At 32.2% G+C, this 7,336-nt stretch carries 5 protein-coding genes and 1 pseudogene; 1 reads left to right on the forward strand and 5 read right to left on the reverse strand.

The window, feature by feature from the left end:
* Positions 1 to 2: 2 nt before the first annotated feature.
* The 5 genes from B3J44_RS01010 to B3J44_RS01030 all read right to left on the reverse strand — a co-directional run bounded on the left by B3J44_RS01010 (position 3) and on the right by B3J44_RS01030 (position 6,655).
* On the reverse strand, positions 3 to 1,856 hold the full coding sequence (locus B3J44_RS01010; RefSeq protein ID WP_286965016.1) for a T9SS type B sorting domain-containing protein: 1,854 nt from the start codon (positions 1,854 to 1,856) through the stop codon (positions 3 to 5).
* The gene (locus tag B3J44_RS01015) at positions 1,853 to 2,440 is read right to left on the reverse strand and encodes a hypothetical protein (RefSeq protein WP_286965018.1); all 588 of its coding nucleotides are present in this window, start codon (positions 2,438 to 2,440) and stop codon (positions 1,853 to 1,855) included. The genes B3J44_RS01010 and B3J44_RS01015 overlap by 4 nt, the downstream gene beginning before the upstream one ends.
* Positions 2,441 to 2,541: 101 nt before the next feature.
* The gene (locus B3J44_RS01020; protein ID WP_286965020.1) at positions 2,542 to 4,890 is read right to left on the reverse strand and encodes a choice-of-anchor L domain-containing protein; all 2,349 of its coding nucleotides are present in this window, start codon (positions 4,888 to 4,890) and stop codon (positions 2,542 to 2,544) included.
* Between the two features lie 13 nt (positions 4,891 to 4,903).
* Positions 4,904 to 5,740 (reverse strand): ABC transporter permease, encoded by an 837-nt coding sequence (locus tag B3J44_RS01025; RefSeq protein WP_286965022.1) that lies wholly within the window; start codon positions 5,738 to 5,740, stop codon positions 4,904 to 4,906.
* A 3-nt stretch (positions 5,741 to 5,743) separates the two neighbouring features.
* Complete coding sequence (locus B3J44_RS01030; RefSeq protein ID WP_286965023.1) at positions 5,744 to 6,655, reverse strand: ABC transporter ATP-binding protein; 912 nt, start codon at positions 6,653 to 6,655, stop codon at positions 5,744 to 5,746.
* Between the two features lie 106 nt (positions 6,656 to 6,761).
* Between B3J44_RS01030 and B3J44_RS01035 the strand changes: the two are divergent.
* Positions 6,762 to 7,336, forward strand: a pseudogene (locus tag B3J44_RS01035) (hypothetical protein); the annotation flags it as partial.

Consider the following 7,336-nt stretch of genomic DNA (forward strand, 5'->3'; position numbering starts at 1 on the left):
ATTTACCGTTTCAAACTAAAATGTCCTTTTGCTTCTCTATGATCGCTAAGTTTTAAGAGGTACCAATAATCATCTGAAGGGAGCGGACTGCCTTGAAAAGTTCCATCCCAACCTATATCAAATACGGTTAATTGTTTTATTAATTTTCCATAACGATCATAGATGTAAACTTTAGAATCTTTATACTCGTTTTTGTTTAATCCCGCTATATTCCAATAATCATTGTGGCCATCGTTATTTGGTGTAAAATAGTGGGGCACTCCAATTACTGCAATTGTTTTATTAATTATGCCGCACTTTTTCTTGTCATTTATATAGACATCATGAATTCCAGATTTTACATTTTCAAATATATTCGAATCTTGAAAAGGACCGCTTGGCGCATTTAGGCTATATTCATAATCTCCGTTTCCAGTTGCATTTACTGTAACTTTATTAGAATCGTCAATTTGTAGATCTATAATTTCAATATCTTTTATAGTCGCAATATTAGAAGAAACGACTTCGAATTTTCTTGTTTTAGAACAGTTATTTTTGTTTGTTACAGTAACAGTATAAGTTCCAATAGTATTAACGTTTAATGTAGAATTAGTTTGATCAGGTATTTCACTACCACCTTTTTTCCATATATAGGAGAAATCATTTAAAGCATTATCATTAGTAACTCCTGCATCTAATTTTGCATAAAAAGAAGAATCGTTGTCGCAAACATTTGTAGAAGTATCAGTTTCAAGACTAGGCAATTTTGCTACTTCAAGTTTAATTTTGCTAATTCCGAAACAAGTGTTTCCTTCTTCAATCCTTGCAAAGGCAAAATCATTGTATGGTATTTTGTTTTCATATTTTAGAGGGTTCTCAATAGAATTTTGTTCTAGTAAAGCGTCATTTTCGGTTGGATAATATTTTAAGTCCTGATTGTTTGAAACTGTGATATTAGCGCTTGTTAGGTCAAAAAGATGTATTCCATCCTCATTTCCATCATCATCACATACTAAATTAAGTGTGTGAGTTTGCACCGAAATAACATTAGTTTTTAAAATAAGATTGGATATGCTGGTACAGTTTGTTTTTAAATTTCGAACTCTGACATATAGAGTTTGAGGATTGCTAGTATTTGTATAAACTGGATTTAATTGATTTTGATTGTTTAAAGCATCTGTATTGGTGTTAAAAAACGAAGTTTCAAGATTAGAATCGTTATTAGATAGAGAAGCGTTTGCTTCGTTCAAATTAAATAGAACTAATCCAGATGCATTTTCGTCTGTATCACATTGTACAAGAGAAGTAGTAACTTTTTGAGGCAGAGGATTTACGACAATTTTAATCGGAGCAACAGATGCGCTTATTGTGCTGCTAAAGGCTTTAATGTATATAGTTTGTTCAAAAGGAATGCTATTGCTGAATAGATTTGGCAGTTCGTTTATATTATTATCGGCATCGTTTTGAGATAAATAGTATTTTATAGTTAGACTAGAAATGTCTGCATTGTCAAAAACTATTTTAGAAACTTGATTAAGATTTACAACGGTTTTTCCGTCATATGGATCTGCATCATTTTCATCACAAATTTCAACTTTGTTTTTTGGAAAATCAATTTTATCATTTACCTTGATTGTAAAAGAAGTTACATTGTAACATTGTGTTGTGGTATTGGTGGCTCTAACAAAAATCGTTTCTTGACTTGTGGTGTTTTTGTAAGCGGTCGGATTTTCTATAGGGTTGATATTAATAATTGCATCATTTGAAGAATTGTGATATGTCACTTTTATATCGGTTTGAGATCCTATTATTTTTGGAGAATTTACTGTTAAGTCAAAAGTTGATGACATACTCGCAGTAAAATCGGAATTGGTCATATTAAGTTCGTTTGGTGACTTATATTGATCGTTGGTGCATCATAAAAAGTCGCATTTCCAAGCCATTGCAATGAAAAATTACTTGAACCAATTGGACGATCGACAACTACAAAATAGCTTTCTCCTTCATTAACATTCAGCCATTTTAAATATCCATCGCCTAAAGCTGCAGGACCTTCAAACGTATCATAGTGGTTGCCATCAATCCCAGTTTGATTATAAGTAAGATGTGCCATTTGAGGATTTGTTGTTGAACATCTAATGGGAGAAGATAAAGAAGAACATTTGGCATTAGGGCCAAATACAAAAAAATCGAAATCTTCTTTAAGATCTGAGCTTTCTGGAGTAATTATGAAACCTAAAGTGCCAGAAGTTTTGATTAGGATTTTTAGCCATATACTGTTGCTTTCTGTAGTACCGCAACTATTTTCTGGTTTTATTTCGTTAATGTTTCCCGGGCCATTAATAGTTAGGCCTTTAAAACCAGAATTTCCACAAACAATAAGTGCATCTTTGCAATCATTTTGCGCATAAAGATTTGAGCAGAATAAGAATAAAACAAGTAATTTTTTACATAAATTCATCTTCTTTATTTTGAAGTAAATTTAATACAAAATAGGTGTTTTTAACTTTTTATAGATATTATTTTTGAACGAATATTTGGAATTAAGTTAAAATATTGAGATTATCGCTTTAAGCTAAAGTGTCCTTTGACATTTTTTCCATTTACAAAAAGAAGGGTAAACCAGTAATCATCAGAAGGCATTTCTCTACCATTAAAAATTCCGTTCCATCCAGTGCCATTTTGATTCATTTGTTTTAGCAATTTTCCATAGCGATCAAAAATTGAAATCGTAAAATCTGGCATTTGATCAATATTTTTAATTACCCATAAATCATTATATCCATCTCCGTTTGGGGTAAAGAAGCGCGGATAATCTAATACATATATTAAAAATGAACTTGACAAACCACAGCCATTTTTATCTCTAGCAATCGCATTATAAACACCTGGAGTTACTTGTGTGAAAATAGAACTGTCCTGGTAGACTTTTCCATCAAGAGAGAACTCATAATTTCCTGCGCCTGTATACTGGATCTCAACAGTATTGTCATTTCCAGAAAAATCCTTTACGTCTGCTCCGGTAATTGTGGCTGGTTCAGATAAAATTATTTTGAATTTTTTAGTTTTTTCGCAGCCATTTGCATCTTTTACAGTTACAGAATAGTCTCCAGCACTATTAATTACTATAGAATTTGTGGTACTTCCGTTAGACCACGTATAACTGCTAAAACTAGAATCTACACTTAAGGTCATATCGTCTCCTTTACATAAATAACGAGTTTCATCTTCAAAATTAGGAGGATCAAATGTGTGAACAATTAATTCTATAGGAGTTATATCATAACAATTAGGTCCATTTGCAGCACGTGCATAAATCGTTTGACTATTTGGAGTTGTATTTTTAAAAATATTTGGCAACGGATTAGTTTCTGTAATTGCATCTGCAGAAGTCAAGAAATAATTAATTAGCAATCCTGTCGGCAAACCTGATAAAATTTGAGGAGTTACTTCTGCGCTTAAATCAAATTGATATAAACCGTCTTGAGTATCATCTCCATCACAGGTTTCTATTGGGTTTTGATTAGGAATGACAGAATTAGAAACATTTAGAGTAATTTCGGCTGTAGTATTACAACCATAAGTGTTTTCTAGTAGAGCAAAAACAATTTGATTTGGTGACTTGTTAGTATATCGTTGCGGATTTAAAATTGGATTTGTTTTTGCCTTTGCATCTGCCAAAGTTTCGTAGTAGCCTTGATTGGTAATTTGAGAATCATTGTTTTTTACAATATTAGCAGCTTTAGTTAGATCAAAAACTGTAACTCCATCTGTATCATCATCACATTGTAATAAAGAAGTATTTGTTGACGGGATTTGAGCAGAAAATTCAACCGTGATTTCTCCAACAGAAACACATGCTGTATTGTTCATTGTAGCTTCTACTTTATATGCCCCAGATGATGGCACAGTGTAAGATGGAGATAGTGCGCCAGGAATTTCAACATAAGTATTAGAAGCGTCTTTTTTATACCATTTAAAAGTATATGCTGTTGCGCTTAAATGGGTATCTAAAGAAAAATTTTCTCCAAAACAAACAGGATTGCTATTTGCTACAGTTCTATCTTCTCCAAAATTTATTTTAGTTACAAAACTGCCTGCCTCAATAAAAACTGCCGAATTGTATTGTCGAGTAACATCATCGGCAACAACCAATTTTAGATGATATTTTTTGTTTGGAATTACATCTGTAGAAGCATTCATCACAACAGTTTGCCCAGCATAATTAATAGGGCTTGCAGCTGTATTATAGCCATTAAAATAATTTTCGTTTATTGCTTCACAACCAACCAATGGTTCTCCGCCACTGCCATTTATGGTTTCAATTTTTGGGTGTACTGTTGTAGCCGAAACTGCAGTAGTGGTATTGGGTAAAACAGCAAGGTTTTTATAATTATCACTGCTTCCAGCTTCTTTAATTAAGAAAGCAAATCCGTCAGAATATATACAGGGAAAATTATTCTGATATTCATTCGAAGCAAAAATATAATTAAAGCTAATAGAGTTGGTAAGTGCTATAAAATCAAATTCTAAAACTGTTGCTTGTGTACTGTTGTTAATTCCTAAAGCAGTATTAAGATCTGCATCACCATTCCAAGTTCTTACTTGTGTGCCTTTAGAACCTTGTTGGTTAAAAGGACCTTCAGCGTTTTTACTAGGAGATGTACTTAAAACTATTCCGCCAGGAAAAGGAAAATTTGAACCAGCTGTAAAAGAACCATAACTCTGTTGATTTGGAGTAGGGTTTCCTGATGCGTTTACACTTTCAACATCAACACAAGAACTATTTATTAAAACATTCTGGATTAAATCTGTTGGAGTAGCTGTATCATTTACAGAAATATCCTGCGCCCTGATTTTATAACAAAAACAGCACAAAATTAGAATTAGAAAAACTCTTATTTGACTCATAGTAACAAATATACTACAAATCTCTATTTTTTAATAATTTGTAAGAAAAATATATAAATACAAAAGTCCAGACTAAAACAATTAAAATAGCAGAATAATGTACGCTAAAATCAGCGTCTGTTGCAATTCCGATTTGCGAACCAATATTTTTTACTACCGATAATCTTGGGCCAGGATTAACAATCAAATTAGACATTGATTCTAAGGGTAAAAACTGTGTAATCTTTTTATCAGTATCGCTATTTGGGAAAACTTTAAAAGCTAAAAAACCTCTTATGATTGCTTCTAATATATTCCAAACTAGAAGAAAACCAAGTGCAAAAGCAGAACGTTTTACCAAGATTCCTAAAAATAAACAGAAAGAAAAGAATCCAGTTAGTTTTACAAAGAAGGCTAAAAGATAATCTAACTCACTAAAAATAATTCCAAATTCGGTATAAGAAGAAAAGCATAATCCTAAAATTAAACTCATGATAAAAACAAAAACTGTAGATGCAAAAGCAAATAAAACCACAGTTAAGAATTTAGATAAAATAAATTCTTTTTTGCTCAGACCATCAATTAAGTTTTGTTTTAAAGTTCCGTAGCTATACTCATTTGCCATCATTGAAACGATTACAATAGCTAAAAAGAATTTTAACCAAGCCGCAACATAGGTGTTAAAATGCCAGATAAACGGAAAATTAAAGATTCCCATTTCTGCCAAATGAAATTTAAAAGGACCAATGTCAAATTTTATAACAGCAATTAATGCTATAAAAGAAAGTAATATAAAATAGGTCAAAGTTAATAATCGGCTGGCTTTGTTCATCCAGATTTTTTGTAATTCTATAGAAAGAAGTCTTTTCATGGTTTAGTTTTTTTGGGCGATGGCGTTTTTGGTTAACTCTAAAAATTGTGCTTCTAAACTGTTTTTGCGTTTTACTAAATGGCTTAAAACAATGTTTTTAGAAAACAGAAACTGATTTAAGTCTGAAGCCGATAAATCAGATTTTAGATAAACCAAAACTTTTCCGTCTTCTTCAGCAATTCTATCTACAGCAGGATGTTCCTGTAAAGCAGTTTTTAGAATTAAATTGTCATTGGCTTGTAGTTCAAAGAAACCTTCGTTTGAAGACATTCCGTCAACAGGTCCAGAATATAAAACTTCGCCTTTTCTTAAAACAATTACTTGCGAGCAGACTTTCTCTACTTCGTCCAATAAATGAGAAGCCAATAAAATTGTCGTTCCGTGAGATGCAATTTTTTTTATGATATCTCGAATTTGATGAATTCCTTGTGGATCTAATCCGTTGGTTGGTTCGTCTAAAATTAAAATTTCGGGATCATTTAAAAGTGCCGATGCAATGGCCAGACGCTGTTTCATTCCTAAAGAAAAAGTACTGAACTTGCTGTCTTTTCTTTCACTCAAACCAACTAATTCTAGTTTTTCGTTAACTTTAGAATAATTGATATTTTTGATTTTGCAAACCAGTTTTAGGTTTTGTTCGGCCGTCATGTACGGATAAAAATTTGGTCTTTCTATAATAGCGCCAACCTTTTTTAAAGCCTCATGCGTTTCTACTTTGCCATCAAACCAGCTATAATTGCCAGACGACTTGTTGACAACACTCAAAACAATTCCTAATGTAGTCGATTTTCCGCTGCCGTTTGGCCCTAGAATGCCATAAACGCGACCTTTTTGTATTTGAAAAGATACATTTTTCAAAGCCTGAATTCGGCCGTATCTTTTGCTTAAATTCTCAATGGTTAATATGGTTTCCAAATTTTTCTGGTTTTAGTTTTTAATATGACGAGTCAAGTTGATTTTTGTTACTTTAAATTCTAACTTTAAATCGTATTGATGTAAATTTGTAATAAAGATATTCAAAATGAGCGAGCCTTTAATGGTTTTAAAAAAACCGTCTTACCCTTTAACACAGCCACTTTTAAGTTACTTAGAACGATACGAACGTATATCTAAAGTATCTGTGTTTTATGATGACTTGCTTCGTTTTTCGGGTTCTATAAATGTTTATGATAAACATGATAACGATACGCTTTGGATTCGAGTATATTATGGAGAATTTGAGCGCAGTGAAATTGATTTAAATCTAAAGAAAATCTACTCGCTGCTGCATTCTGACGGAAATAGCGAAATCATTCAATACCTGAATGTCGATGCGATTGATTATTGTACTTTCGGAAATTCAAAACCTTTTAGAATTAAGGTTCGAAATATTCTCAATGATAACTATGTACATTTTTACATCAAAAAAGCAGATGCTTCGCGTATTTATGGATTAGAATTGGAAGATATTCTTTCGCCAGATAAAATCAACTTTCTAGTTTATAAAGATACTCTGATAGAGGAACATATTATCGGAATTCCAGGCGATGTTTTTATGGATACCCTTCTCGATAAATGTAGCGAAATGGAAAAAGCGCAGATTGCTAAAGAGTTTGT

The organism is Flavobacterium sp. UBA4854 (assembly GCF_002399805.1).
Lineage (GTDB): Bacteria > Bacteroidota > Bacteroidia > Flavobacteriales > Flavobacteriaceae > Flavobacterium > Flavobacterium ginsengisoli.

Excerpts from the sequence above, each read along its gene's own strand:
- B3J44_RS01010 (WP_286965016.1), bottom strand. The coding sequence starts at position 1,856 with ATGACCAATTCCGATTTTACTGCGAGTATGTCATCAACTTTTGACTTA.
- B3J44_RS01015 (WP_286965018.1), bottom strand. The coding sequence starts at position 2,440 with ATGAATTTATGTAAAAAATTACTTGTTTTATTCTTATTCTGCTCAAAT.
- B3J44_RS01020 (WP_286965020.1), bottom strand. The coding sequence starts at position 4,890 with ATGAGTCAAATAAGAGTTTTTCTAATTCTAATTTTGTGCTGTTTTTGT.
- B3J44_RS01025 (WP_286965022.1), bottom strand. The coding sequence starts at position 5,740 with ATGAAAAGACTTCTTTCTATAGAATTACAAAAAATCTGGATGAACAAA.